The organism is Labilibaculum sp. (assembly GCF_041595635.1).
GTDB lineage: Bacteria > Bacteroidota > Bacteroidia > Bacteroidales > Marinifilaceae > Labilibaculum.
In genome coordinates, this window is sequence record NZ_JBFHJW010000017.1 from 44,172 (window position 1) to 68,678 (window position 24,507).

The 24,507-nt window shown below is 35.8% G+C and carries 20 protein-coding genes and 1 riboswitch; of the genes, 9 read left to right on the top strand and 11 right to left on the bottom strand.

Translation table 11 applies throughout. The features are described from left to right. Positions 1-41: 41 nt before the first annotated feature. From ABYT26_RS07170 to topA, 3 genes are all read right to left on the bottom strand, one after another. The gene (locus tag ABYT26_RS07170) at positions 42-1,376 is read right to left on the bottom strand and encodes an SUMF1/EgtB/PvdO family nonheme iron enzyme (protein ID WP_372752334.1); all 1,335 of its coding nucleotides are present in this window, start codon (positions 1,374-1,376) and stop codon (positions 42-44) included. Positions 1,377-1,427: 51 nt separating this feature from the next. Then, entirely contained in the window at positions 1,428-2,369 is a 942-nt protein-coding gene (locus ABYT26_RS07175; protein WP_372752336.1) for a type IX secretion system membrane protein PorP/SprF, read from the bottom strand. Between the two features lie 369 nt (positions 2,370-2,738). Continuing rightward, the gene (topA, locus tag ABYT26_RS07180; protein ID WP_372752338.1) at positions 2,739-5,147 is read right to left on the bottom strand and encodes a type I DNA topoisomerase; all 2,409 of its coding nucleotides are present in this window, start codon (positions 5,145-5,147) and stop codon (positions 2,739-2,741) included. Positions 5,148-5,357: 210 nt separating this feature from the next. Here topA and ABYT26_RS07185 point away from each other — a divergent pair, with 210 nt between their 5' ends. Beyond that, complete coding sequence (locus tag ABYT26_RS07185) at positions 5,358-7,739, top strand: penicillin-binding protein 1A (protein WP_372752340.1); 2,382 nt, start codon at positions 5,358-5,360, stop codon at positions 7,737-7,739. A gap of 43 nt (positions 7,740-7,782) precedes the next feature. Then, positions 7,783-7,976: riboswitch (cobalamin riboswitch) on the top strand. 120 nt (positions 7,977-8,096) lie between these two features. Here the strand turns inward: ABYT26_RS07185 and radA are convergent. The 4 genes from radA to panC form a co-directional block, all read right to left on the bottom strand. Beyond that, entirely contained in the window at positions 8,097-9,494 is a 1,398-nt protein-coding gene (radA, locus tag ABYT26_RS07190) for a DNA repair protein RadA (protein WP_372752342.1), read from the bottom strand. 12 nt (positions 9,495-9,506) lie between these two features. Further along, on the bottom strand, positions 9,507-10,010 hold the full coding sequence (gene rfaE2 / locus ABYT26_RS07195; protein ID WP_372752344.1) for a D-glycero-beta-D-manno-heptose 1-phosphate adenylyltransferase: 504 nt from the start codon (positions 10,008-10,010) through the stop codon (positions 9,507-9,509). 192 nt (positions 10,011-10,202) lie between these two features. After that, on the bottom strand, positions 10,203-10,553 hold the full coding sequence (gene panD, locus ABYT26_RS07200) for an aspartate 1-decarboxylase (protein ID WP_372752346.1): 351 nt from the start codon (positions 10,551-10,553) through the stop codon (positions 10,203-10,205). Positions 10,554-10,571: 18 nt separating this feature from the next. Beyond that, positions 10,572-11,411, bottom strand: coding sequence for a pantoate--beta-alanine ligase (panC, locus tag ABYT26_RS07205; RefSeq protein WP_372752348.1), 840 nt, complete (start codon positions 11,409-11,411; stop codon positions 10,572-10,574). A gap of 194 nt (positions 11,412-11,605) precedes the next feature. On the opposite strand from panC, the gene ABYT26_RS07210 reads away from it, so the two are divergent. From ABYT26_RS07210 to ABYT26_RS07220, 3 genes are all read left to right on the top strand, one after another. Continuing rightward, positions 11,606-12,415: a glycogen/starch synthase gene (locus ABYT26_RS07210; RefSeq protein WP_372752350.1), complete on the top strand. Its 810-nt coding sequence runs from the start codon at positions 11,606-11,608 to the stop codon at positions 12,413-12,415. Positions 12,416-12,668: 253 nt separating this feature from the next. Next, the gene (gene glmS, locus ABYT26_RS07215; RefSeq protein WP_372752352.1) at positions 12,669-14,504 is read left to right on the top strand and encodes a glutamine--fructose-6-phosphate transaminase (isomerizing); all 1,836 of its coding nucleotides are present in this window, start codon (positions 12,669-12,671) and stop codon (positions 14,502-14,504) included. A 581-nt stretch (positions 14,505-15,085) separates the two neighbouring features. Continuing rightward, positions 15,086-16,030 (top strand): SPOR domain-containing protein, encoded by a 945-nt coding sequence (locus ABYT26_RS07220; RefSeq protein ID WP_372752354.1) that lies wholly within the window; start codon positions 15,086-15,088, stop codon positions 16,028-16,030. 57 nt (positions 16,031-16,087) lie between these two features. Here ABYT26_RS07220 and metG read toward each other — a convergent pair whose 3' ends face one another. Next, entirely contained in the window at positions 16,088-18,118 is a 2,031-nt protein-coding gene (gene metG / locus ABYT26_RS07225) for a methionine--tRNA ligase (protein ID WP_372752356.1), read from the bottom strand. Positions 18,119-18,322: 204 nt separating this feature from the next. Between metG and ABYT26_RS07230 the strand changes: the two genes are divergently transcribed. Together ABYT26_RS07230 and ABYT26_RS07235 are read left to right on the top strand one after the other, a co-directional pair. Beyond that, positions 18,323-19,243, top strand: coding sequence for an LD-carboxypeptidase (locus ABYT26_RS07230; protein ID WP_372752358.1), 921 nt, complete (start codon positions 18,323-18,325; stop codon positions 19,241-19,243). A 6-nt stretch (positions 19,244-19,249) separates the two neighbouring features. Continuing rightward, on the top strand, positions 19,250-19,615 hold the full coding sequence (locus ABYT26_RS07235) for a YraN family protein (RefSeq protein ID WP_372752360.1): 366 nt from the start codon (positions 19,250-19,252) through the stop codon (positions 19,613-19,615). Here the strand turns inward: ABYT26_RS07235 and ABYT26_RS07240 are convergent. Both ABYT26_RS07240 and ABYT26_RS07245 read right to left on the bottom strand, forming a co-directional pair. Continuing rightward, positions 19,612-20,013: a response regulator gene (locus ABYT26_RS07240; RefSeq protein ID WP_372752362.1), complete on the bottom strand. Its 402-nt coding sequence runs from the start codon at positions 20,011-20,013 to the stop codon at positions 19,612-19,614. The two genes, ABYT26_RS07235 and ABYT26_RS07240, sit on opposite strands and share 4 nt — an antisense overlap. Positions 20,014-20,238: 225 nt before the next feature. After that, on the bottom strand, positions 20,239-20,472 hold the full coding sequence (locus tag ABYT26_RS07245) for a hypothetical protein (protein ID WP_372752364.1): 234 nt from the start codon (positions 20,470-20,472) through the stop codon (positions 20,239-20,241). Positions 20,473-20,852: 380 nt separating this feature from the next. Here ABYT26_RS07245 and ABYT26_RS07250 point away from each other — a divergent pair, with 380 nt between their 5' ends. The 3 genes from ABYT26_RS07250 (at position 20,853) to galE (ending at position 23,664) form a co-directional block, all read left to right on the top strand. Further along, positions 20,853-21,206 (top strand): MmcQ/YjbR family DNA-binding protein, encoded by a 354-nt coding sequence (locus ABYT26_RS07250; protein WP_372752366.1) that lies wholly within the window; start codon positions 20,853-20,855, stop codon positions 21,204-21,206. A 59-nt stretch (positions 21,207-21,265) separates the two neighbouring features. After that, the gene (locus ABYT26_RS07255) at positions 21,266-22,447 is read left to right on the top strand and encodes an aminopeptidase C (RefSeq protein ID WP_372752368.1); all 1,182 of its coding nucleotides are present in this window, start codon (positions 21,266-21,268) and stop codon (positions 22,445-22,447) included. A gap of 194 nt (positions 22,448-22,641) precedes the next feature. After that, on the top strand, positions 22,642-23,664 hold the full coding sequence (galE, locus tag ABYT26_RS07260) for a UDP-glucose 4-epimerase GalE (RefSeq protein WP_372752370.1): 1,023 nt from the start codon (positions 22,642-22,644) through the stop codon (positions 23,662-23,664). A gap of 90 nt (positions 23,665-23,754) precedes the next feature. Here galE and ABYT26_RS07265 read toward each other — a convergent pair. Beyond that, positions 23,755-24,507: acyl transferase (locus tag ABYT26_RS07265; protein WP_372752372.1), on the bottom strand; the 753-nt coding region annotated here is incomplete at its 5' end.

Consider the following 24,507-nt stretch of genomic DNA (forward strand, 5'->3'; position numbering starts at 1 on the left):
AGTTTGAAAAGGTCTAAAATGTTATAATTTGCAAGTAATTATTATCTTCCTAAATGAGTTCTAACGCATCGAAAGCCAATATAAGATTTTGCAGTGTCCTGATACTCATAGGTTCTAGTTCCACATTGCAGGTAGTATCCAATATCTTTCCAAGATCCTCCTCGAATTACTTTTCTTTTTAATGCTGGTGGATCACTAGGTAAGGCATTGTATTCATAATTTGGGTTCATATCATGAGTAAAGGAGTAGGCAGACTCATCATAAGCTCCAGAAGTCCATTCTGCAACATTACCAGCCATATCATATAAACCAAACTCATTTGGTTCGTAGCTTCCAACAGGTAAGGTAACTAATCCTCCATCATCTACATAGTTTCCTCTAAGAGGTTTAAAATTTGCTAAGAAACAGCCTTGGTCATTTCTTGTATAAGGACCTCCCCAAGGATACATATTTAATGCGATTCCTCCCCTTGCACTATATTCCCACTCTGATTCGGTTGGCAAACGATAATCTTGAACAGGATAGTCTCCCTCTGATTTTAATGCTGAATTATGAAAGCGAGTTCTCCAAATAGAAAATGCGGTTGCTTGTTTCCAGGAAACACCAACTACAGGGTAGTCATCATAGCCAGGATGCCAGAAATATTGTTTTGTCCATGGTTCGTTGTATGAGTAGGTAAAATCTTGAATCCAGCACAAAGTATCAGGATAAATATTAAGGGCTTCTTTCATGATAAAGGAAGAACGGTCTTCAATTTGCTTGCGACCTCCTTTGTAATCATCAACCATACCTTCGTATTCTCCAGTTTCGTAGTTGTAACGATTTGATTTTTTTGCTGCTTGTTGAAGGTCAACCCATTCGTATTGATATTTTAATTTACGTGAATCGATTTCTTTATTTCTGAAAAATCGTTCGTTAACGGGTAAATACATATCTTCCAGAATTTCTGTGTATTCTTCGTTGTCCCATTCTAGATTCTCGTCCCAATTAAGAAATGGAGGATCTATAGGGTTGCCGTTTTGATCTTCGGCAATTAAAAACTCTTCGAATTGTTGTCCCAATAATTCACGAGCAATAGAATCTCGAACCCAATTTACAAACTGACGGTATTCATTGTTTGTAATTTCGGTTTCATCCATCCAAAAGGATTCAACAGATACGGTTTTAGCTGTAGCATTAAGTGCCCATGCAACATCCTGATCGTTTGGTCCTACTGTAAAACTTCCACGAGGGATTAATACCATTCCATAAGGTTTTGGTTCAAACCAATTTCCTCTCTGCCCCGCACCTATAAGTTCTCCGTTTCCAGTGCGTTTGCCGCAGCTAGACAAGAACAATAAAACAATTACACAAAGTGTAGTAAGTAGTTTATTCATAGTGGTTTTATAGATTATACTAACTAATTGTATAGTTTTTTCATTTATACTTTATAAAAATCGAACACTTTTATATTTTTGATTTTGTATTTCTAATTTTGCATTAAATCGATAAGCTAATAAAAACTCATGCGATCCACTTGAAATATTGGAAGTTGGTACGTCGTAAGAATAACCAACTTGAATGCCGTTATTAAATAAAACTCCTACTATTCCAACAATGGCATCATCAACCCTATATGAAACGCCTCCCCAAATCTTTTTATTGTATCTGATGTTCGTATTTACGTCAATTTGAGATACCGTAGCGTCTGTTTTGTAAAAAACGGATGGCAGAATTTCCCATGATTCATTTAAATCATATCGATATCCAGCCATGGCATAATAATGACGAGCCAAGTATGTTTCTATTTCGTCGTTATAGCCAATATTAGGTTTGTTCAAATGGCTTACGGAAGTTCCTACATAAAAGTTGTTTGTTTTGTAATAAATTCCAAGTCCTAAATCAAAAACCAATTTGCTGTCGTCTACACTTGCAGAGCCCAAATCGCTTTCTGCACTTGTATAATCATCGCCATCGGGAATGTACCAATCTCCTTGTAAGGAGTTGTTTTGAAAGCCGATACTGAAACCAAAATTTAAAGAACCTTTTTGTATTTTTTTGCGATATGCGTAATTAAAACGCATGGCTGTATTTTCTTCTAAACCTAATTTGTCACTCAAAATGGTTAAGCCGATACCATGATCGGAACCCATAAATTTAATGGGAGTGCTTAAATTAAATACTGTTGTAACGGGTGCATTTTCAATACCTACCCATTGTTGGCGATTGATTGCAGATGCCTGTATGTCTTTATCTGTACCCGCAAATGCTGGGTTTACAAATAGAATGTTAAACATGTTTTGACTGAACTGTGGGTCTTGCTGGGCCCTTGTTATTAAGGAAAAGCAAACTAATATTACGAAGAAAATAAATTTTTTCATGTAAAACATTATGGTTCAGATTCGGTCAAAAGCTGTTAGGAGTAAAGTAAATAAAAATAAATGTTCCTTACAAGTTTTATCAGTGGTTCGAGTGCATTAATCAAATTATTTTATGTTTTCATTTAAAATGTAAATTTTGCTTTTTTAATATTAAATTAAATAACAAAAAAGCATGTCCTCTATGTAAAACAGACGATTTATAGTGTAACAGTAAGCTCTATCTACGAAGGTTTTATTGTTTTGTTAATAATTTTTAAAAAAAATTTAGATAAATGAACAATAAATTGGGATTATGAAGTGTTTGAAATTTTTCATAAGGGCATAAAAAAGGGCTGTCTGTATAATCAGACAACCCTTTTAAATTTTTTTTTATTTTTTTTATTTTTTTATTTTTTTAGAGGTAGAAGCCTTCTTTTTTGCTGGAACTTTCTTTTTAGCCGTTGCTTTTTTTGTTGCTGGAGCTTTTTTTGTAGTTTTTTTCTTTGGAGCAGACTTTATTATTTGTAAGCAGTCTTCATAAGAAAGTATTTTTGGGTCTTCGATCTCTTTGCTTAGTCGGTAATTTTCCTTTTGGTAAGAGATATAGGGGCCCCATCGTCCGTTAAGGATCTGAAGTTCTGCATCTTCTTCAAATGATTTGATGTGTTTTAGTCGGTCTTTTTCTTTTTTTTCTTCGATTAGGACTATTGCACGTTCTAAATCAATCTCCATAGGATCATCTATGTCTTTTTTTAAGGATGCAAATTTTCCATCGTGACGAACGTAAGGTCCAAACCGACCGATGGCTACAACTACCTTTTTGTCTTCATACAAACCAAGATCGCGTGGAAGTTTAAATAAGTCGATAGCCTCTTCAAGTGTGATCGTTTCTAAATGTTGTCCAGTACGCAAGCTTGCAAATTTCGGTTTTTCTGCTTCCTTGTCGTCAGAACTTTCTCCTAATTGAGCCATTGGGCCATATCTACCAATGCGCACCAAAATTACTTTTCCACTTACCGGATCGTTTCCAAGAACTCGTTCTCCTGATTCTCTTTCTGATTCCTCCAACGTTTTTTCAACATTAGCATGGAATGGATTGTAAAATTTGCCAATCATCTCATGCCAAATTAAATTTCCCATGGCTATATCATCGAATTCTTTTTCAACTTCAGCAGTGAAATTGTAATTCATGATTCTTGAAAAGTGCTTGCTTAAGAAATCGGTAACAACCATTCCTATGTCTTCTGGAAAAAGTTTTTTGTTCTCGGCTCCTGTTATTTGAGTTTTTATTTCTTCAGTAATGTCGTTTTTTTCAAGAACAAGCACTTCGTATTTTCGCTCAACTCCATCTCGTGATTCTTTGGTAACATAGCCACGATTTTGGACGGTAGTAATGGTTGGAGCATAAGTAGATGGTCGTCCAATTCCTAATTCTTCTAATTTTTTCACCAAACTAGCCTCGGTATATCTTGCAGGACGATAGGTAAAGTTTTGGGTGGCTTGCACTAGTTCCTCGGTAAGAGAATCTCCAACTTTAACATTGGGCAGTAATGTTTCTTCCTCTTTTTGATTTTCATCATCAGAAGATTCCATGTATACTTTAAAGAAACCATCAAATTTGATCATTTCTCCTGATGCTACCAATTCTCTACTATTGGTTGAGATGCCAATTTTAATATTGGTTTTCTCTAATTTCGCATCAGCCATTTGCGAGGCTATGGTTCGTTTCCAGATTAAATTGTACAAACGAATTTCATTGGATTCTCCAGAAATTTCATCTTTATTTAAATAGGTAGGGCGAATGGCCTCGTGAGCTTCTTGTGCTCCTTTATTTTTGGTTTTGTACTTTCTGATTTTTACATATTTGGAACCATGACGACGGGTGATCTCTTCTTTGGCTGCAGCAAGTGCGGTTTCTGATAAGTTTACCGAGTCAGTTCTCATGTAAGTGATATTTCCAGCTTCGTATAAACGCTGAGCAACGGTCATTGTTTGTGCTACCGAAAAGCCTAGCTTCCTACTAGCTTCCTGTTGCAATGTTGAAGTGGTGAATGGGGCAGCAGGTTTACGAGTAGATGGTTTTTTCTCGATGTTATTAACTCGATACTCCGCATTTTTGCAGCTATTTAAAAATTCAAGAGTTTCCTCTTTTGTTGAGAATCTTTTTGGAAGTTCTGCTTTTAGTGTTTTTTGATCGCCCTTATTATCTGTTATTGTGAAGTGAGCAATCACTTTAAAGTAAGATTCGGAGGTGAAATCCATAATTTCTCGTTCACGTTCAACAATTAATCGAACGGCTACGGATTGTACTCGTCCTGCCGACAATTGTGGTTTTACTTTCTTCCACAATACGGGAGATACCTCGAAACCTACTAATCGATCTAAAATTCGTCGTGCTTGCTGAGCATTCACTAAATTTACATCTATTTCTCTCGGATTTTTAATTGCATTTAGAATAGCATCTTTCGTAATCTCATGAAAAACAATTCGTTTTGTGTTCTTTTTTTTAAGATTAAGCACTTCGTATAAATGCCATGCAATTGCTTCTCCCTCGCGATCCTCATCGGATGCGATCCATACAGTTGATGCCTCCTTAGCTAATTTCTTTAGTTCAGCAACTACCTTTTTTTTATCGGTAGATACAATGTATTTTGGCGTGAAATTATTCTTAATGTCAATTCCAAAGTCCTTTTTTTCTAGGTCTCTAATATGTCCAAAACTCGACTTTACAATGAAATCCTTCCCTAAAAACTTTTCAATAGTTTTTGCTTTCGCAGGGGACTCGACAATTACTAAATTCTCTATCATACGCGTATCTTTACTTTGGAAAGATTAGGTTAAAATTTTTGCAAAGTAAAACAATATGGAGGCTAACTTCAAAATTTTATGATGATTATTTTGAAATTAAACGATTCCGGAAACCAAAATAATTCAATATAATTAGATGAAGACTCTCTCTTATTTGTTCGAATAATATTTGCTATTTTTACACCACTTAATTAAATGAATTGTTTTAAAATGTCAAAAAATAATACTGAGTTTACTCGAGGTATCGAAGAGAAATCGAAATTGCAAATGTTTAAAAAACATCTCCTTATTTTTTGGTCTGTTTTTGTTCTTGGTGTAGTTGCGCTGGTTCTATTTTTTATAGGAGTTTCAAATGGAACTTTTGGTTTCATGCCTTCTTTTGAAGAGCTGGAAAATCCTAAAAATAGTTTGGCTACAGAAGTCTATACTGTGGATGGAAGTTTAATCGGAAAATTTTATTTCGAGAATCGCTCTTTTGTTGAATATTCTGATTTGTCTCCTTATTTGGTTGATGCTTTAATAGCGACAGAGGATGTTCGTTATAAAGATCACTCTGGAATTGACATTCGCGGTTTGGGGCGGGTTGCTAAGGGATTGGTAACTGGCGACCGAAGTGCAGGGGGAGGAAGTACTATTTCTCAACAGTTGGCGAAAATGTTGTTTCCTCGGGAGAGCTTTGAGAAAAAGATTGATATTGTATTTCGGAAATTTCGAGAATGGGTGATTGCTGTAAAATTAGAGCGTAGCTATACTAAGGAGGAAATCATGACTATGTATTTTAATAAGTTTGATTTCTTAAATTTAGCAGTTGGAGTTAAATCTGCAGCTAATGTATATTTTAATACAACACCTGATTCACTTAAAATTGAACAGGCAGCAATGCTTGTGGGAATGGCAAAGAATCCATCTTATTTTAACCCTTTACGACGCCCTGAGTTGACTTTGAACAGAAGAAATGTTGTACTGTCGCAAATGGTAAAATACAATTATTTGTCAACAGTAGAATTTGATTCCATAAAAAGTCTTCCATTGGAGATTGATTTCCAAAAGGTAGATCACAAAAGAGGAATGGCTCCGTATTTTAGAGAATACTTACGCACTTCCTTAACGGCGCATAAGCCTGAAGTTAACAATTATCCATCATATGCTTATCAGCAATTTGTAAAAGATTCTACAGAGTGGGAGGATAATCCTTTTTATGGATGGTGCAATAAAAATTTAAAAGCTGATGGAACTGCATATAACATCTACAAAGATGGACTTAAAATTTATACAACCATTGATTCACGAATGCAGAAATATGCCGAAGAGGCTGTCGTTGAGCACTTGGGACTAGATTTGCAAAAAGCATTTAATCGTGAGAAAGAACATCATAGGAATCCCCCATTTTCCGATGATTTATCTCAGGAAAATGTAGAGAATAACATTGATATTTCTATGAGAAGAAGTGAAAGATATCGTGTTTTGAAGAAAAATGGAATGAGTATGGATTCTATCCGTTTGGTGTTTAAGCAACCACGAAAAATGAAAATATTCACCTGGAAAGGGGAACGAGATACCATTTTGAGTCCTAACGATTCTATGCTTTATATGAAAGGCTTTTTACGTGCAGGGTTTATGTCTGTTGAACCACAGTCTGGAGAAGTGCGAGCTTATGTGGGAGGACCTAATTATGAGCATTTTATGTACGATATGGTAACGGTTGGAAAACGTCAGGTAGGGTCTACCATTAAGCCATTTCTGTACACACTTGCCATGCAGGAGGGGTTAAGTCCTTGTGATAAAGTTCCGAATATTCCTCAAACATTTATTTTGCCTGATGGAACGCCTTGGGCATCGAAAAATTCGACTGATAAATACGAAGGTGAGATGGTAACTTTAAAATGGGGATTGGCTAATTCGGTGAATAATATCTCAGGTTGGGTTTTGAAACAAACTACACCTGAATCGGTTGCAGCTATGGCTCATAAAATGGGTGTTATTAGTAAAATAGATGCAGTTCCATCGATTTACTTAGGAACTTCGGAAATATCGGTTTACGAGATGGTTGGAGCCTATGCTACTTTTGTGAATAAAGGGGTTTACATCAAGCCAAGTTTTATTACCAAAATAGAAGATCACAAGGGAAATTTATTGGCACAATCGGTTTCTCGAAAACGGGAAGTAATGGATGAAAGAACCGCCTATTTAATGACGAATTTATTAGAAGGAGTTGTGCAAAGAGGAACAGGAGTTCGATTACGATATAAATATGGTTTGAATAATCCAATGGGTGGAAAAACCGGGACAACGCAGAATCATTCCGATGGTTGGTTCATGGGAATTACTCCTCAGCTAGTTTCTGGAGTTTGGGTTGGAGCGGAAGATCGTTCGATTCACTTTGAAGGTATTAGACTAGGACAGGGAGCGAATATGGCTCTGCCAATTTGGGCACTTTACATGCAGAAAGTATATGCCGACAAAAGCCTTGGAATTACTCAAGGTGATTTTGAAAAACCAAGAGGGGTTAATTTGAATTTGGATTGTGATGATGCTTCTAATGGTTCTAAAAACAATGACTTAATTGAATCTGATGAGAGTGATTTCTTTTAAGTATGATCGTTAATTTTAATTGGAGTATACAGATATTTTTTTTAAAATTGCAATTGATTTAGGTTTCCGAAAGGGAATAATAGGGAATCCTGTTCAAGCAGGAGCTGTCCCCGCAGCTGTAAGCTCCGGTTCGTTTATCGAATCAATGTTTTAAAAATTTAACCACTGTTCTTCGGGATGGGAAGGGATTTAAAATTGGAGCAAGCCAGAAGACCTGCCTACGATCATGGATTTTAGCTTTCGGGTGGAAAAAGCGGAAAGATTCAGTTATTTCTTTCTTATTCCGACGCTATCTGATTCGAAATGCCATACTCGAATCAACAAAATTCATAGTAACTGTTTATTCAAGGCTGAAACCTAGGTTTCAGCCTTGTTATTTTGTCGGAAAAGACGTTGAAAGACTTCCCCTACTTTGCTTACTAAATGAATTTTGATTGTAAACTTAGAGGTGTCGAGGCCTTTGGAATTGTGTTTTGGAATGATAATTTGTTTGAATCCTAATTTTTCGGCTTCGCTAATTCGTTGATCAATTCTACTTACAGGTCTAATTTCTCCTGACAGGCCAATTTCTCCAGCAAAACATACTTGTTTAGGAATAGAAATATCTGTACTCGATGATAGTACAGCAAGAATAACAGCCAAATCGATGGCTGGATCGTTTACTTTAATTCCTCCGGCAATATTTAAAAATACATCCTTTGTTGAAAGTTTAAAGCCAGCTCGCTTTTCCAAAACGGCCAATAGCATGTTTAATCGACGCAGATCGAAACCTGTTGATGAGCGTTGAGGAGTTCCATAGGCCGCAGAGCTAACCAATGCCTGAATTTCTATCAGAAAAGGTCGCATACCCTCTATAGAAGCTGAAATTGTCACTCCGCTTAGGCTTTCATCTGCATGAGAAAGAAGAAGCTCTGAAGGATTAGAAACTTCGCGAAGTCCAGTGTGTTGCATCTCGTAAATTCCCATTTCTGAAGTAGACCCAAACCTGTTTTTAGTCGATCGTAAAATTCGATACATATGATTCTGATCTCCTTCAAATTGGAGAACGGTATCGACCATGTGTTCCAGTATTTTAGGACCTGCTAAGCTGCCATCTTTGGTGATGTGGCCAATGAGAATAACTGGCGTAGCGGATGACTTGGCAAAGCTCAGCAGTTGCGATGTACATTCCCGAATCTGGGAAACGCTTCCAGGAGCCGATTCTATACTTTCAGTGGCAAGTGTTTGAATGGAATCGATAACAATAATGTCGGGAGTGGTGTTTTTGATGTGAGAAAAAATATTCTCCATAGATGTTTCACTTACAATCAGACAGTTTTCATTATCAGAATTAATGCGATTGCCTCGTAGTTTTATTTGCTGTGCACTTTCCTCACCAGAAACATATAAAGTGGTATAATTTTTTAGATTGAGAGCAATTTGAAGGGCTAATGTCGATTTGCCAATTCCAGGTTCTCCACCAATCAATATAAGTGAACCAGGAACTAGTCCACCACCTAAAACCCGATTTAATTCACCATTTTTTGTATTGAATCTCGATTCTTCCGAAGAGGATATTTCGGAGATTTTTTGAGGTTTATTTTTTTTACCTAGTCCGTTAGATCCAACAATTGGCGAAGCTTTTGATTTCACAACAACTTCTTCAACAAAGGAATTCCATTCTCCACACGATGGACATTTGCCTACCCATTTGGCAGATTCAACTCCACAAGATTGACAAAACCAGGCACTTTTTGTTTTTGCTTTACTGGCCATAAGTTCGTATAGTTATTTAGTGCTGGTTTTTATTATTTTTTTGATGATACCTGTTGATGAAAATCCTTCCAGAAAATCAAGAGTTTTAATTTCTCCACCTTTGGCTTTTACAATATCATAGCCTACAATGTCTTCCGCCTTGTAATCACTGCCTTTAACAAGAATATCTGGTTGTACAAATTTTATTAATTCGTAAGGTGTTTGCTCTTCAAAAAAGATAACCAGATCTACAAAACCTAGGGATGCCAAAAGAAAAGCTCGTGAATATTCATCAATAATTGGTCGGTTTGGACCTTTTAATTTTTGAACCGAAGCATCGGTGTTGATACCGATAATTAGTTTGTTGCCCATGGAGGCAGCCGAAGCCAGATAACTCAAATGACCTTGGTGAACAAGATCAAAACAACCATTGGTAAAAACAATTTTATTTTCTTTGAAGCGCCAGGTATGTAGTATTTTGCTGGCATCCTCTTTGTTCGTTATGATCTTATTTTTTACAATATCAAGCTTATTCATGGGCTTATTTTTCGATTTGATTAAAGTTACAAGTATAAAGGATCAGAAACAAAGTATCAAAATTCGCGCGTAAATTGTTCAGCTTTTATGATAGAATGTGGATTTTCCTGAATGGTCTTTCTCCTTGACTTAATTCCATTAAAAAAGGGCTGATCGGTTAGAACAGCCCTCTATTTTATTGAATGGAGTGATTTAAATTAACTTATTGGTCGCTGTGTCGGGAAAAACCAAGCTTGGCTCCCACGATTTAGCTTCTTCGAATTCCATAGATGCATAAGAGATGATAATAATAACATCGCCAACTGCACATTTTCTAGCTGCAGGACCATTCAAACAGATGATTCCTGAGCCTCTTTCGCCTCGAATCACATAAGTTTCAAGTCGCTCTCCATTGTTTACGTTAACAATTTGAACTTTTTCATTTTCAATGATATTGGCAGCATTCATCAGATCTTCATCTATGGTTATGCTTCCAACATACTGAAGATCAGCACCAGTTACCGATGCTTTGTGAATTTTCGATTTACAAACTTCAATGTACATATCGTATCTAACTAATATTTAAAAAGTAATGTTGTCAATCAAGCGAATTTTTCCAACTTGAACTGTAATACACCCAACCTTATTGTTTAGTTCTTTCCAGTCTTTTATTTCCTCAAGACTTGTGTCGTTAACAATTTCAAAATACTCTACCGAAAGATATGAGTTTTTATTTATTTCTTTAATAACCCAATCCTTCAATTCGTGTACGCTTAATTCCGCTGCTAAGTTACGAGCTTTAAATAAGGTTTCAGAAATTTTGCAGGCATTTTTTCGTTGTTCTTCTGATAGTAAAAGATTTCTTGAGCTCATAGCTAAACCATCTTTTTCCCTTATTATTGGGCAGGATACAATGTTTACGTTTAACTTAAGATCCTGAGTCATCTGCTTAATAACAGCAACTTGCTGAAAATCTTTTTGCCCAAAATAAGCATTGTCTGGATTTACAATATCAAAAAGCTTACTAACCACTTGTGCTACACCATTGAAATGACCTGGGCGATTTTTCCCTTCCATAACTCTATCTAATAGGCCAAAATCAAATTTTCGGGTATCAGGCTCAGGGTAAATTTCGCTTACCTCTGGAATGAAAATCAGGTCTGGATTGTAATGGGAAAGTTGTTCTAGATCTGCTTCGAGAGTTCTCGGATAGGTTGATAAGTCATTCGGGTTGTTAAACTGCGTAGGGTTAACAAAAATGCTTACCACGGTAATGTCATTGTTTTTCACAGATGCTTCGGTCAAAGACAAGTGTCCCTTGTGAAGTGCACCCATTGTAGGAACAAATCCTATTGTTTTTCCTTCGTCCTTAAACTTGCTGATTTTTGCTTTAATGTCAGCAACAAGTTTTACTGTTTCCATCTCTTTTTATTGAGTTCTATAAAATCTAATTGATTTTTATTTGAGAGTGCAAATAAAATAAATAAATACAAATCTGAGAAATTAAAATTGCATTTAATTGTATTTTAGGTGCTTTATGCTTTGATTTCGGGTATGTATGTTAATTATTTTTATTAATTTTGCGCAGATAATCTGTATTATATATTAGCGACTATATGGAAAAGACAAAAGTATTGTTTGTTTCTCAAGAAATCACACCTTATCTTCCAGAAAACGAAATGTCCGGAATTGGTAGATATCTACCTCAAGGGATCCAAGAAAAAGGAAAAGAAATCAGAACTTTCATGCCTCGATACGGCTGTATCAACGAAAGAAGAAATCAATTGCATGAAGTAATCCGTCTTTCGGGAATGAATTTAATAATTGATGATACAGATCATCCATTGATTATTAAAGTGGCTTCGATTCAAGCAGCTCGTATGCAAGTTTATTTTATTGATAATGAAGATTATTTTCATAGGAAAGAAGTACTTGTTGATAAGGATGGAAATGGTTTTGAGGATAATGACGAAAGAGCCATTTTCTTTGCAAGAGGTGTGCTTGAAACTGTGAAAAAATTGAGATGGGCTCCAGATGTTGTACATTGCCAGGGTTGGTTTACTGGTTTGGTGCCTTTGTATTTAAAAAAATCTTTTAACGAAGATCCATTATTTATGGATACAAAAGTGATTTTTTCGATCTATGATGATGAATTTCCTACTAAATTTAGCGATAAGTTTCAAGAAAAATCAATCATTGACGGAATTGGTAAAGAGGATGTAAGTATTTTGGAAGATGCGAGTTATGTTTCTCTTCATAAATTAGCGATTGATCAATGTGATGCTATTATCATGGGAAGTCCTAAGGTGAATGAAGAAGTTCTTGCATATGCAAAAGCCTCTGGGAAAACTTTTATGGAGTATAAAAATAAAGATGAATATATTTCAGCGTATTCTGATCTTTACGATGAATTAGTAGCGAAATAGTTACGAACTATAAAATATTTTAAAGGTGTATGTAAGCTTTTGCTCGCATACACCTTTTTTTGTGCCTTTACTTAAAATGAGTTAAGAAGTTTGGAGAGCATTTGAACTTATCGTATTTTTATCTTTATTTATGATAATTTAATGAGATGCACTATTGAAAGCTTAAGACTTTTAAAGTGAGGTTAATGTTGTTATTTCTTAAATTGTTTTTTAATATGTTTCGCGTGGTACCGAAACTGAAATATTTTTATTTATGTGTGGAATAGTTGGTTACATTGGGGATAAACAAGCTTATCCTATACTTGTTAATGGGCTGAAAAGATTGGAATATCGAGGGTATGATTCTGCAGGAATTGCACTTCGTACTAATCAAACTCAGGTTTTTAAATGCAAGGGAAAAGTAAAAGATCTGGAAGATCATGTCAAAGGGAGTGATGTTTCAGGGACAATTGGAATAGGACATACACGTTGGGCTACTCACGGAGAACCAAATGATGCAAATGCACATCCTCATCAATCGATGAATGGTAAATTTGTGATCATCCACAACGGAATTATCGAAAACTATTCATTACTAAAGGAAAAGCTTTCCAAAAGGGGCTATTGCTTTCAAAGCGAAACCGATACAGAAGTGTTAGCGAACCTTATTGAATATATCTATTTAAAAGGTGAGGTTTCAGCCGAAATAGCTGTTCGTTTGGCTTTAACCAAAGTAGTTGGAGCCTATGGTTTGCTTGTGATTTGCGAAGATGAGCCAGATCAGTTGATTGCAGCCCGAAAAGGTAGTCCTCTTGTTGTGGGAGTCGGCAATGGCGAATATTTTTTGGCTTCGGACGCAACTCCAATTATTGAGTACACGCAGAGTGTAATTTATCTGAACGACAATGATGTGGCTATTATTAGCCGAGACGAATTAGTGTTGAAAACCATTCAGAATGATAAGTTAACTCCGCACATTCAAAAGCTCGATTTAGATATTGAACAAATTGAGAAAGGTGGCTACGATCATTTTATGTTAAAAGAGATTTTTGAGCAAACCATCTCAATCCACGATACCATTCGAGGAAGGATTTCTACTAAGCATAAGGAAGTTTTCCTTGGCGGGATTCATGATGTAATTCCTCAGTTGGTAAATGCTCGAAGAATATTGATTATCGGATGTGGTACTTCCTGGCATGCAGGAATGGTTGGTGAATACTTATTTGAGGAATTTGCTCGAATTCCGGTTGAAGTGGAATATGCATCAGAATTTCGATACAGAAATCCGATTATCTTTAAAGACGATATTGTTTTGGCAATTAGTCAGAGTGGCGAAACTGCAGATACTTTAGCTGCTATTAAATTAGCAAAAGAAGCAGGTGCTACTGTTGTTGGAATTTGTAATGTGGTTGGTTCAAGTATTCCTCGTGAAACACATGCGGGAGTTTATACTCACGCAGGTCCAGAAATTGGCGTTGCTTCTACTAAAGCATTTACCGCTCAGGTAACCGTGCTTACTATGATGGCAATGTTGGTTGGATATCGTAAAGGAACATTGGCCAAAGAGGACTATGAAAATTTAATCGCCGAATTTGCTAATCTTCCAGAGAAAATAAAGAGAATTCTGGATAAGGAAGAGGATATTAAAAAATTATCGAAGCGTTATGTGGATTCAACCAACGCTCTTTACTTAGGAAGAGGTTTTCTATTTCCTGTTGCACTAGAAGGTGCTCTTAAGTTAAAAGAGATTTCATACATCCACGCTGAAGGCTATCCTGCTGCTGAAATGAAACACGGTCCCATTGCACTTATTGATGAACAGATGCCGGTTTTTGTTGTGGCAACCAAGGATAAATCCTACGAGAAAATTGTAAGTAATATTCAGGAGGTTAAAGCCAGAAAAGGACACGTTATTGCGATTGTGACCGAAGGAGACAGCGTGATTAGTGAAATGGCTGATCATGTGATTGAAATTCCCGATACTTTGGAGGCTTTAGCGCCCCTATTAACAGTAATTCCTTTCCAGTTGATTTCATATTATATTGCTGTATATAGAGGATGTAATGTCGATCAACCAAGAAATCTAGCAAAATCGGTTACGGTAGAGTAATTTCAATTTTAAAAAATAACAAGAGCGATGTGGTAGTTTACATCGCTCTTATTTTTTTGTTGGTATATGGTTTTTCGTAGAATTTCTCGTTACCTCCGCTATGAATATTTTCCCACCATGACAAATAGAATCAATTACTAGCGAGTGATCTACTGCAAATAACTAGCCTCTAATGTGATATTCTATTGTAAACGTGTAATTTTCATTGGGTATCTTTTAAATTTCCGGCATAGGTTAAGGCATCTAAGTTAAATGATGTGAGGGTTTGGATACTTGTAACAAACAAGCGAAACGATAAATTCAGCACCTCCTGTAATCAATATATTTTTTCTTACGGTCAGATAATTATTTGTGTTTTAGATGGGTAAAAAAGCTAATCGCTGCGGATCTTTTACAGGATGAAATTGTATGGATAAATTTCATAATTCTATGCATAAAACAGCAAATTACATGATTAATAATAGATAAAAAATGAGATGTTATTCTTTTTTATATTCGAATGTATTGGTTTATAGTTAATTACTTTTATTGATGTTGAAATCGATTGGAGTGACATAAATTTTTGATTATATTTGTCTATTATGCTTGACGTATCGAAATACATAAAAGAACTTCTATTTGTTCATGATTGCGTTATATTGCCTGGTTTTGGTGGTTTTGTTGCCAACTATAAGCCAGCTAATATTGATGAGAATCTGAATGCGATTTGTCCTCCCTCAAAGGCAATTGGATTTAACCGTAATTTATCTAAAAATGATGGATTGTTGATTAATAGATTGGCAGAATCGGAAAATTTAAGTTATGCAGAAGCTGAGAAATCAGTTCAGTTTTTTATTGAGGACATACGTGTTAGAATTCAGAGAGGTGAGAAAGTTACTTTCGAACAGCTAGGATCTTTTCATAATGACAGGAGACATAATCTGTTATTTGAACCATCAAAAGAACTAAATTATTTGGTTGATGTGTTTGGTTTAGAGCAGTTTACACTTCCTAAATTGTCTAGTTTAAGTGTCGAGAAAAATCACACGACTAGTATTTACCCTTCAACGGTGCGCTCTTTTTTTACAAGAAAACGTTTGTGGTATGCAGCGGCAGCGATTCCGTTTGTTTTATTAATTGCTTTGCTTCCTATGAATTCGGAACGATCCCTATTCGGCAATGAGGCTGGCATGGGAATTCTAGAAAGTAAATCTGAAGTATCAGAAAATCAGGTAGAATTAAATCCGGTTATTTCTCCTCCTGAAGAATTGGTTGCTTTTGAGCCTAAAATTACGGATGAAGTTCAGCTAGATGTGGTGAAGAAAGGAAGATTTTATTTGATTTCGGGTAGTTTTACTTCTCCCAAAAATGCGGAAATACTACAGCAAGAGTTGATTTCAAAATCTTATCCAGCTGTTATTATTAAAAACAAAAATTTGTATTCTGTTGCAATCAATCAATTTGAAAAAAGAGCTGCAGCAGATCTCTTTAAAAAGAAAGTAATTGCTGAGAATCCAAAAGCTTTTTGCTGGGTTCTTCAAAAATAATGAATAAGCTAAAAAAAAAAGCGCTTTCTATTGGAAAGCGCTTTTTTATTTTTTCGATTATCTAATTTCTGAACCTACTTTTATTTTTTGATCCGGAGATACGAAAGATAATTTGCCATCTGCATCTTCAGCCATTAAAATCATTCCCTGCGATTCAATTCCCTTTAACACTTTAGGTTCAAGATTTACTAGAACACTTACTTGCTTTCCAATAATTTCTTCTGCTTTGTAGTGTTCTGCAATTCCTGAAACAATGGTTCTTTGGTCAATACCAGTATCAACAGTTAGTTTTAATAGTTTTTTTGTTTTTGCCACTTTTTCGGCAGCCGTAATTGTGCCCACTCGAACATCTAGTTTCATGAAGTCATCAAAGTTGATGTTCTCTTTTGCTGGAACTACCTGTTTTTGTTCGGCTTGGTTGGCAGCCTTAGTTGCCAAAAGTTTATCGATTTGAGCTTGTATTGTTTCATCTTCTATTTTCTCGAAAAGTAAAGATGCTTTATTAATTTGGTGACCTGCAGCAATAACAGAGGTTCCAATATTTTCCCATGCAAGTGGTTCAATATTAAGAAATTCGCGAAGCTTCATTGCTGTAAATGGCAAGAATGGTTCAATCAGGCTGGTAAGATTGGTTGTAATCTGAAGACTGATATTCATGATTGTTTTCACTCTTTCCTCATCTGTTTTTATGAGCTTCCAAGGTTCTGTATCCGCTAAATATTTATTTCCCAAACGAGCCAAATTCATTGCTTCTTTTAGGGCTTCGCGGAAATGGTAAGTTTCGAGGTTCTTTTCAACCTGTTCTTTTATAAGTGGAATTTGAGCTAGTGTTTCTTTGTCGAAATCATTCAATTCACCTTTTTCAGGAACAATTCCTTTGTAATATTTATGAGTAAGAACTAAAGCACGATTCACAAAATTACCAAGAATGGCTACCAATTCATTGTTATTTCTTGCTTGAAAATCTTTCCAGGTAAAGTCGTTGTCTTTTGTTTCAGGTGCATTGGCTGTTAGTACATAGCGCAAAACATCCTGTTTGTCAGGAAACTCTTCTAGATATTCATGCAACCAAACGGCCCAATTTCTACTAGTCGAAATTTTATCACCTTCAAGGTTTAGAAATTCGTTAGCCGGAACGTTCTCTGGTAATGTGAATGAACCCTCTGCTTTTAGCATGGCTGGAAATATAATACAATGGAAAACAATATTATCTTTTCCAATGAAATGAACCAATTTGGAATCATCAGCTTTCCAGTATTTTTCCCAATCGGGAGTTAATTCTTTGGTTGCTGAGATGTATCCAATGGGAGCATCGAACCACACGTAAAGAACTTTTCCTTCGGCGCCTTCGGCAGGAACAGGTACTCCCCAATCTAAATCACGGGTTACTGCTCGTGGATGTAAACCATTGTCTAGCCATGATTTACATTGGCCATAAACATTTGATTTCCATTCGGTATGATCTTTAAGAATCCAATTTTTAAGACCTTGTTCGTATTTATCGAGCGGTAAATACCAGTGCTTGGTTTCTTTTAATTCAGGTTTGTTTCCGGTAATTGACGATTTTGGATTGATTAAGTCAGTTGCATTTAACGAGGTTCCACAACTTTCGCATTGGTCGCCGTAAGCTCCCTCGCTATTGCAATGAGGACAAGTTCCGGTAATGTATCTGTCTGCAAGAAATTGATTGGCAATAGGATCGTAGTATTGCTCGCTGGTTTTAACGATAAATTCACCTTTTTTGTTTAAGGTTTCGAAAAATTCCGAAGCTGTTTCGTGATGTGTTTTTGAACTTGTTCGGGAATAAACATCGAATGTAATTCCAAATTTCTCAAAGGAATCTTTTATGATATTGTGATATTTATCAACTACATCTTGTGGAGTAATTCCTTCTTTTTTGGCTTTTATAGTAATAGGAACACCATGTTCGTCGGAACCTCCAATTAGCAGTACATCCTCTCCTTTCATTCTAAGATATCTGGTATAGATATCTGCAGGAACATATACGCCAGCTAAATGGCCAATATGAACAGGTCCATTCGCATAAGGTAAGGCCGTAGTTACAAGTGTTCTATTAAATTTCTTCATTTGATGATTTTATTTTTTCCTAAGGAATTTTCTTTGTTTGTTTTGGGACAAAGGATTCCTAAGTTAATTTTGTTACTAATATTGTTTTATATTCTGACTTTGGTCTGAATTGTTTGCAAAGATAAGATAGAATTGGCAAAAATGTAGGTATCCATTTGTATTTTATTCTTAATTTGTACTTACTTCAAAAAAAATTAAATAGATATGTATCAGCCAGCTGCTTTACAAAAAGGGGACAAAATCGGAATTATTTCACCAGCGGGAAAAATGGATCCCGAAAAGGTGGGAAATGCCGTAAGTAGAATCGAAAAGGAGGGGTATAAAGTTGTTTTAGGCAATCATGTTTTTGATGTTAAAAACCAATTTGCAGGTACTGATTTAGATCGCTTGCACGATTTTCAGCGCATGTTGGATGATCCGGAAATTAAGGCAATTCTTTGTGCAAGAGGTGGATATGGAAGTGTGCGAATACTGGAGCATCTTGATTTTGATCTTTTTATTCGCAATCCAAAGTGGATAGTTGGATATAGCGATATTACAATATTTCATAGTTATTTGAATACCATTTTGGGAGTAGAAAGTTTACATGCTACAATGCCAGTAAATTTTCCTTCTGATTTAAAAGATAACCAATCGGTTGTTACACTTTTTAATTCCTTGTCGGGAGATTTTGAAAATTACGAAATAGCAACACACAAATTAAATAGGAATGGAATCACCGAGGGAGAATTAGTAGGTGGAAATTTGTCGATTATTTATAGTTTACGAGGAACAGTAATGGATTTTGAGACCCATGAAAAAATTCTTTTTATTGAAGATGTTGGAGAGGAGTTATATCATTTGGATCGAATGATGCGAAATTTGAAATTAGGGGGAAAATTATCTGAGTTACAAGGATTAATTGTAGGCGGAATGAGCGATATGAAAGGTGGAAATCCTGATTTTGGGCAAAGTGCCTATGAAATTATTTCTGAATGCATCGAAAATTATTCTTATCCAGTTGTTTTCGATTTTCCAGCAGGACACATTACTGAAAATTGGGCTTTGCCTTTGGGGCGATCTCTTAAACTCGACGTGAATGATCGAGCAGTAAAGTTAACCTGGGATAAAAGACCAAAACAATAACCTATTATGGCAGAGCACAATGATTTAGGAAAACTCGGCGAAGATATGGCTGCAAAATATCTACTGAATAAGGGATATAGAATCATTGACCGAAATTGGATCTATCAAAAGAAAGAATTGGATATTATCGCTTTGAAAGATAATTTGTTGATTATTGTGGAGGTAAAATCAAGGTCGACTGAATATTTTGAACATCCAGCGGATGCAATTAGTCTTTCAAAAATAAAGTTTTTAGTTCGCGCCACACAAGGTTACGTGGATGCAAAGGAGATGACACAAGAAGTAAGATTCGATGTTATAAGTGTGATAAAACAGAATTCAAAGTTTAAAATTGAACACATCGAAGATGCATTCAGTGCACCCATAGATTAGTCGGCCAAATATTTATCTATGGTCTCAAGTAGTTCCTCGAAACGAATAGGCTTGGAAAGATAATCATCACAACCCGCATCAAGTATTCGTTCTCTATCACCTTCGAGTGCATAGGCTGTTTGAGCAATAATTGGAATTTCTTTGTGGCTTTTCTTAATTCTCCTGGTAGCTTCACAACCATCCATTATTGGCAAACGAATGTCCATTAGTATAACATCAATGTCGTCTGATTGTTCGATTATATCCACTGCTTCTTTGCCATTTTTTGCCCACAAAAGCTTCGATTTGGTTCTACTTAAAGCTGCATCAAAAAACATGTTGTTGATTTCTTCATCTTCTACAATAAGTATTCGTTTATTTTTCCAATTGTATTTTTGGGCGTAGGCTGTTTCGTTCATGAGTATATCTGTATTAATCACAATTTCTCTGAACTAAATATACAAAATTGGGCGAAGTAAAAAAAAAAAGGTTTAAATTATTAGTCAAAAATATTTTATTACTATTTAATAAAAAGCCTGATAATCTTGGATAATGTGCAGTTTTAGTGAGGGTAACAAAATTTATGTTGAGTATTTATTTGCGCTGTAGATAGACTTAGATTCTCTATTGTATCATCAATGTTATTATTCAAGTAGGGGAAGGATTGATCCAATCGAAAGTAGCTGAGAAATGAAAAACAGAATTTTTGTTTGGATGTGTCTTGTATTGGCGAGTTCAACAGAAAATTGACGATAGAATAAATTGGTGCCCAATTGATCAATTTCCTTAGAATAGATAAATTGTTCTCCATCACGCAAGTGAATTTGAAATTCCCGAATTCCTAATTTTTCTAGTTTTGCGTAAATTTGATTATACATGCCAATTATGCTATGTCGGATAATATTAATATTTTGTGGTTTTCTAGTTTATACTTGTTGAAGAGGTTGGAGTAAATTGTCCTTATTTATCTCATAATTAAACACATAATATGAAATTTCTTCTGAGTTATTGGTAACACATTTAATATGATCTTTTAGTTTGGAAATTTTGGATTGATCATACAGGGTTGAAGATAAATTTCTTAGTATTATAAGAGAACCAATTAGTACACTCCAGGTAAGGATGAAAGTCATTAAGTAAACTTGGTTTTTCAAGACAGATGTTTTTTAGGTTCACAGAAATATACAGTTACGTTTGCGGCAAAAGTATTTACATTTACTTTTTATCAGTTAATTAAAACTTAACAATGCTTTAAATCATGAATATTGAAAAATTGCGAGAGTATTGTCTTTCCATGAAGGCAGTGAGTGAAAGCTTTCCTTTTGATGAGGAAATTTTGGTTTTTAAGGTGCTTGATAAAATGTTCCTGCTTACAAATATAACAGGAGAACTACGAATGAATGTGAAATGCGAGCCAGAAAAAGCCATTGAATTACGGGAGACTTATTTGTCGGTTTTGCCCGGGTATCATATGAATAAAAAATATTGGAATACAGTTGTAATAGATGGCAGTATTTCGGATAAACAGCTTGAGGAGTGGATTAACGATTCGTATGATGAGGTGGTGAAGAAGATGAGTAAAAAGAAGCAGAATGAATTAGGTAATTTATAATAGATGACAATAAGGAGTATTTAATCAACTATAGTACTAATAACCATTACAGGAATACAATGAATAAAACAGTAGCAATATTTATTAGTTTGGCCTTTTTTGCTTGTAATCAGATTTGGGCACAAGAAGTAGAAACGCAACAGAAAGTGTTTACAACATTGGTAGATTTACCCGTAACATCTGTGAAAAATCAGCAAAGTACAGGTACATGTTGGAGTTTTGCCACCATTTCTTTTATCGAGTCGGAATTGCTTCGTTTGGGGAATTCTAAATCTGATTTATCGGAAATGTATATTGTTCGGTGGGCATATTCGCAAAAAGCTAAGCGTTATTTTCATTTGCATGGGAAAGGAAATTATAGCGAAGGAGGGCAGGCTCATGATGTACTTAATGTAGTAAGAGAACATGGTTTCGTACCAGAGAGTGTTTATTCTGGAAATCAGTATGGAAGTGATTTTCATATTCATAAAGAAATGGTAGAGTCGACCAAAGCGATGTTGGATGTGATAGTCACCAATCCGAATCGAAAAGTGACTCCAGTGTGGGAGGAATCGGTTAATGCTGTGTTGGATACCTATATGGGCAAAACGCCCAAAAATTTTGTATTAAATGGAGTAGAGTACACTCCTGTTTCGTATGCGAAAAAAATGGGCTTTAATGCCGATGATTATGTGGAACTGACTTCCTATGCTGATTATTCTTACTATCAGACAGTGGATTTAGAGGTTCCAGATAACTGGTCGGATGATTTGTATTATAATGTACAATTGAACGATTTGATGGCGATTATTAATCATGCTCTTAGGAATGGTTTTACTGTTTGTTGGGATGGTGATGTGAGTGAGAAAGGATTCTCTCATCGTGATGGTTATGCAGTGTTGCCAGCAACAAAAGCAGTAGATATGAGCGATTCGGAAATTGCCAAATGGGAAAATAATTTAGCTGATAATAAGGGCGATACATCCTCAGATAATCGTGAGCTTACCGTAGATGAGAATCTTCGTCAAGTGACTTTTGATAATTACGAAACTACCGATGATCATTTGATGCACCTAACAGGAATTGTGAAAGATCAGAATGGAACGGTTTATTACAAAACAAAAAATTCCTGGGCTGATAACAGCAATGAGTATGGTGGTTATTTAAACATGAGCGAAGCTTATGTGAAGTTAAAAACAGTGGCGATTATGGTACATAAAGATGCCATTCCTAGTGAAATTAAAAAGAAATTGGGTTTGTAAAACTGTTTGAATAAAGATAGGCTGTTGTTAATAGGGCAGGTTTTTATTAATAAATCGATTTATTAGGACTTGTTGAGAAGTGCAGGTAATTATTATGGTAAGAGTCGTTGAAATCGCTACATTTGTATAATTGTCGTTTTTTTATCGAAAGAGGATATAAATTGAAAAATCAAGATTTTATTAGAGTGGATATTATGAAGAACAAGGTATTAGTAACTGGTGGAACTGGATTTATTGGTTCTCACACTGTTGTGGAATTACAGAATAGCGGATACGAAGTAGTAATTGCTGATAATTTATCCAACTCGAAGATTGAGGTTTTGGATGGCATTGAAGCCATCAGCGGAGTTCGTCCTTTGTTCGAGAAAGTTGATTTGAGTAAGGAAAATGAGTGTGGTGATTTTTTTAAGAAACACGCTGGAATAAAGGCAATCATTCATTTTGCCGCTTCGAAGGCGGTGGGCGAATCGGTTGAAAAACCATTGCTTTACTACCGAAACAATTTGAATTCATTGATGAACATTCTAGAAGCAATGAAGGAGTTTTCCATTCCTAATTTGGTGTTTTCATCATCGTGCACAGTTTACGGACAACCAGATAAGTTGCCGGTAACGGAAGCTACCCCTAGAAAAGAAGCTGAATCGCCTTATGGAAATACGAAAACCATTTGTGAAGATATTATTAGAGATACAGCCAAGGCAAATGCGCAGTTAAAAATGATTGCTTTGCGTTATTTTAATCCAATAGGAGCACATCCAAGTGCTAAAATAGGAGAACTTCCTTTGGGCGTTCCTAATAATTTAATCCCTTTCCTAACTCAAACCGTTGCCGGAATGCGTCCCGAACTTAGTGTGTTTGGTAATGATTACAACACTGCTGACGGATCCTGTATTCGCGATTATATTAATGTGGTTGATTTAGCCAAAGCTCATGTAGTTTCCATAGGTAGATTGTTAGAGGATAAGCAAAAGTCGAATTATGAATTTTTTAATGTAGGGACAGGAAAAGGAGTTTCGGTGCTTGAAATTATTGAATCGTTCGAGCGAGCTACTGGCGAAAAAGTACCCCATAAAATTGTGGGACGAAGGGCTGGAGATATTGAGCAAATTTATGCAGATACCTCTTTTTCGAATCGGGAATTAGGTTGGAAATCGGGAAAAACGCTCGATGAAACATTGCTTTCGGCTTGGAATTGGCAGTTAGCTTTGAATAAATAAAGCATCTCAATTTGATTCAAACTTGAATCAACAAACTTTGAATAATATAAAAACACCAAAGGACTGATAAAGATCTGTTTGGTGTTTTTTTTATTCATTCACCAGTAAGTTGCAGCCGCGGATGTCGGAGTGATCGAATCGACCTAAAATTTCGAAACTTCCATCTGCATGAATCCGTCCCAAATCTTGTGTTTCTATAAAGGAACAGGAGTGGATATTTGCCAGATCGATAACATTCACACCGCCACTTCTCCCCTGCTTTTCGTAGGAAAACGGATCGTAAGTATCACGAATCAACACCTTCATCCAGCTTGGTGTGAAAAATAGGCTGTCGCCTTTCGAGTAGGCCTGCGACAGAAGTTCAGTCATGCCGTATTCCGAATGAATTTTTTCCACACCCAGACGTTTGGTCAGAAAAGCGTGCAATTCTTCGCGGGTAATTTCCTTTCGGCGCCCCTTCATACCGCCCGTTTCCATTACAATTACGTTCTCTAAATCGAGTTGGAATTTTTCAGCCAAATCGAGTAAGGCAAAGCTAACCCCCAACAAAAGTATTTTCTGATTCTGTTTTTTTAGCTCCTTAATCGTGGCAATCAATTCTTCATGATTGTGCAAATAAAAACCACTTTTAGGGTGTTTGCTGTCGCGAATCAGGTGTTCCATCATGTAAATTAAGGAAGAGCCTTCTCGTTCCAAATAGGAAGGCAGTAGAGCCAAAATGCAGTAATCGCTCACTGAACCATAGTACTGTTCAAAGCCTTTGGTAAAGCTCTGTTCATACATTTTTAGATCGGGAACAAAATGCCGACTGGTTAAATTTCCTGTGGTTCCGCTGCTAGTAAA

Coding starts and splice junctions, on each gene's coding strand:
- ABYT26_RS07220 (WP_372752354.1), top strand. CDS start 15,086: ATGCTTGACGTATCGAAATACATAAAAGAACTTCTATTTGTTCATGAT.
- ABYT26_RS07250 (WP_372752366.1), top strand. CDS start 20,853: ATGAATATTGAAAAATTGCGAGAGTATTGTCTTTCCATGAAGGCAGTG.
- ABYT26_RS07235 (WP_372752360.1), top strand. CDS start 19,250: ATGGCAGAGCACAATGATTTAGGAAAACTCGGCGAAGATATGGCTGCA.
- ABYT26_RS07170 (WP_372752334.1), bottom strand. CDS start 1,376: ATGAATAAACTACTTACTACACTTTGTGTAATTGTTTTATTGTTCTTG.
- panC (WP_372752348.1), bottom strand. CDS start 11,411: ATGGAAACAGTAAAACTTGTTGCTGACATTAAAGCAAAAATCAGCAAG.
- ABYT26_RS07240 (WP_372752362.1), bottom strand. CDS start 20,013: ATGAACGAAACAGCCTACGCCCAAAAATACAATTGGAAAAATAAACGA.
- ABYT26_RS07210 (WP_372752350.1), top strand. CDS start 11,606: ATGGAAAAGACAAAAGTATTGTTTGTTTCTCAAGAAATCACACCTTAT.
- topA (WP_372752338.1), bottom strand. CDS start 5,147: ATGATAGAGAATTTAGTAATTGTCGAGTCCCCTGCGAAAGCAAAAACT.
- ABYT26_RS07175 (WP_372752336.1), bottom strand. CDS start 2,369: ATGTTTTACATGAAAAAATTTATTTTCTTCGTAATATTAGTTTGCTTT.
- panD (WP_372752346.1), bottom strand. CDS start 10,553: ATGTACATTGAAGTTTGTAAATCGAAAATTCACAAAGCATCGGTAACT.
- ABYT26_RS07255 (WP_372752368.1), top strand. CDS start 21,266: ATGAATAAAACAGTAGCAATATTTATTAGTTTGGCCTTTTTTGCTTGT.
- ABYT26_RS07230 (WP_372752358.1), top strand. CDS start 18,323: ATGTATCAGCCAGCTGCTTTACAAAAAGGGGACAAAATCGGAATTATT.
- metG (WP_372752356.1), bottom strand. CDS start 18,118: ATGAAGAAATTTAATAGAACACTTGTAACTACGGCCTTACCTTATGCG.
- rfaE2 (WP_372752344.1), bottom strand. CDS start 10,010: ATGAATAAGCTTGATATTGTAAAAAATAAGATCATAACGAACAAAGAG.
- ABYT26_RS07185 (WP_372752340.1), top strand. CDS start 5,358: ATGTCAAAAAATAATACTGAGTTTACTCGAGGTATCGAAGAGAAATCG.
- radA (WP_372752342.1), bottom strand. CDS start 9,494: ATGGCCAGTAAAGCAAAAACAAAAAGTGCCTGGTTTTGTCAATCTTGT.
- glmS (WP_372752352.1), top strand. CDS start 12,669: ATGTGTGGAATAGTTGGTTACATTGGGGATAAACAAGCTTATCCTATA.
- galE (WP_372752370.1), top strand. CDS start 22,642: ATGAAGAACAAGGTATTAGTAACTGGTGGAACTGGATTTATTGGTTCT.
- ABYT26_RS07245 (WP_372752364.1), bottom strand. CDS start 20,472: ATGTATAATCAAATTTACGCAAAACTAGAAAAATTAGGAATTCGGGAA.